A 2,161-nucleotide genomic window follows, 5' to 3' on the forward strand; every position below is an offset into this window, starting at 1 on the left:
CCGCCGGCTCCAGCAGCGCCGCCGCCGTCAAGTCGGCCTCGTCCGGGAGGACATGGAGGAGGCGGGCGGGAAGGGTGAGAGTGGTGGCCATCGCCCCGGGCTGGGTGAAGCCGGTCTCCTCGTAGCCCGCCGTGCACAACGTTGTCTCGCCCGCATGGCAGCGGTCGCAGACCTGGCAGTTGCGGAAGCCCTCGCCAACGACCTTGCGGCCGACGAGACTTGACGGCACCCCGGTGCCGACCGCCTCCACCGTGCCGGACCACTCGTGGCCCGGGGTGAGGGGGTAACGGACGTAGCCCTCGGGCCTGTTGCCCTGGTACACCTCGCGGTCGCTGCCGCAGATGCCGACCGCGTGGACGCGCACCAGCGCCTCGCCCGCGTCCGGCTGCCGGGGCTCGTGCGAGGCCAGCCGGTGCTCGCCCGGTGCCTCGATGACGACCGCCGTGCTCACTTCGCGCCCTTCGGCTTGCGCTGCTCCCAGCCGTCCGCCCAGAGGTCGAACCGCGCCTGCTGCTGCGGGAATTCGGCCGCCGCGTCGGTGTCCAGCTCGACGCCGAGACCGGGCGCGTCGGAGAGGTGGAAGTAGCCGTCGATGACTTCCGGGGCGCCCTTCACGACCTTCTTGATCTCCGCGTCCGCGAAGTCGTTGAAGTGCTCCAGGATCTTGAAGTTCGGGGAGGAGAAGCCGACTTGGAGCGAGGCGGCGGTCAGTACCGGTCCGCCGACGTTGTGCGGCGCGACGAGGACGTAGTGCGCCTCGGCGGTCGCGGCGAGCTTGCGCGTCTCCCAGATGCCGCCGATGTGACCGACGTCGGGCTGGATGATGTCGACGGCCTGGCTCTCGAACAGCTCGCGGAACTCGATGCGGTCGTGAATGCGCTCACCCGTGGCGACCGGGATGTCCACCTTGGCGGCGACCTTCTCCAGCGCCTTCAGGTTCTCCGGCGGAACCGGCTCCTCCAGCCACGCGGGCTTGAACGGCGCGAGCTCGTGCGCGAGCCGTACGGCGGTGGACGGCGAGAAGCGGCCGTGCATCTCCAGCATCAGCTCGGCGTCCGGGCCGATGGCGTCCCGCACGGCCTCGATGAGGGAGACCGCGTACAGGGTCTGCGCGTGGTCGAGTTCGAAGTGCCCGGTGCCGAAGGGGTCGATCTTCAGCGCCTTGTAGCCGCGCTCCACGACCCCCTGGGCGGCCTTGTGATAGGCCTCCGGGGTCCGCTCGGTGGTGTACCAGCCGTTGGCGTACGCCTTCACCTTGTCGGTGACCTTGCCGCCGAGCAGCTGCCACACCGGCACACCGAGGGCCTTGCCCTTGATGTCCCAGCACGCCATCTCGATGACGGCGATGCCGGACATGACGATTTCACCCGCGCGCCCGTAGTCGCCGTACTTCATCCGGCGTACGAGGTCTTCCACCGCGAACGGATCGGAACCGAGAATGTGGTTTGCCTCGGCCTCGCGCAGGTAACCGATCAGCGCGTCGGTGTGGCCCAGCATCCGGGTCTCGCCGACGCCGGTGACGCCCTCGTCGGTGTGCACTTGGACGTACGTCAGATTGCGCCATGGCGTCCCGACCACGTGCGTACTGATTCCCGTGATGCGCACGGCAGCTGCCCCCTGTGCTCTTCGGTGCTGTTCGAAATTTCGGCTCACGTTCGAAATGCTGGGCAGACAGTAAGGACGGCGGGGCTGGGGTGTCAATGGGTCGAACAAGTAACGGTTCGGCAAGGGTTTCGACCGACGTTTCGGTCAGGCGCGCGGTTCCTTGCACAATTTTCACAGCCGCGACTATGAACGTTACCTGTGGGGAACTTAGTCTTCCGGCGTCATGGACTACTGCCACCCCTGCGGCCGGCACCTGAACGGCGCCCTCGCGTGCCCTGGGTGCGGCGCATCAGCCGAAGCTCCGGTCGCGTCGTCAGTCGAGCCGTCAGTTGAGTCGACTCGCGCCTACGCGCCCGGAGTTGACGTGCGTTCGCAAACGGACGGTGCGTCGGGGGAGGAGCGGGACGCGCACGGCGACGCGTATGGCGATCCGCACAGCGACGCGCATGGCGACCCGCGTGGAGAAGACGACGAGGGCGGCGGCGAACGCGAAGGGCGTGCCGCGCGGCGGAAGAACCGCGGGCGCGGGCGGGCGCGGGGTGACAGCGGCGGTCAC

At 68.8% G+C, this 2,161-nt stretch carries 3 protein-coding genes; 1 reads left to right on the forward strand and 2 read right to left on the reverse strand.

Annotated elements, in window-relative coordinates; genetic code table 11:
• Together R6V09_RS51615 and R6V09_RS51620 are read right to left on the reverse strand one after the other, a co-directional pair.
• Positions 1 to 451: alcohol dehydrogenase catalytic domain-containing protein (locus R6V09_RS51615; RefSeq protein WP_317888322.1), on the reverse strand; the 451-nt coding region annotated here is incomplete at its 3' end.
• On the reverse strand, positions 448 to 1,605 hold the full coding sequence (locus R6V09_RS51620) for a mandelate racemase/muconate lactonizing enzyme family protein (RefSeq protein ID WP_317888323.1): 1,158 nt from the start codon (positions 1,603 to 1,605) through the stop codon (positions 448 to 450). The genes R6V09_RS51620 and R6V09_RS51615, both read right to left, overlap by 4 nt.
• 223 nt (positions 1,606 to 1,828) lie before the next feature.
• On the opposite strand from R6V09_RS51620, the gene R6V09_RS54820 reads away from it, so the two are divergent.
• Positions 1,829 to 2,161, forward strand: a 333-nt coding sequence (locus R6V09_RS54820; RefSeq protein ID WP_442810305.1) for an SCO2400 family protein, incomplete at its 3' end; no start/stop codon positions are given.

Source organism: Streptomyces sp. W16 (genome assembly GCF_033194735.1).
GTDB lineage: Bacteria > Actinomycetota > Actinomycetes > Streptomycetales > Streptomycetaceae > Streptomyces.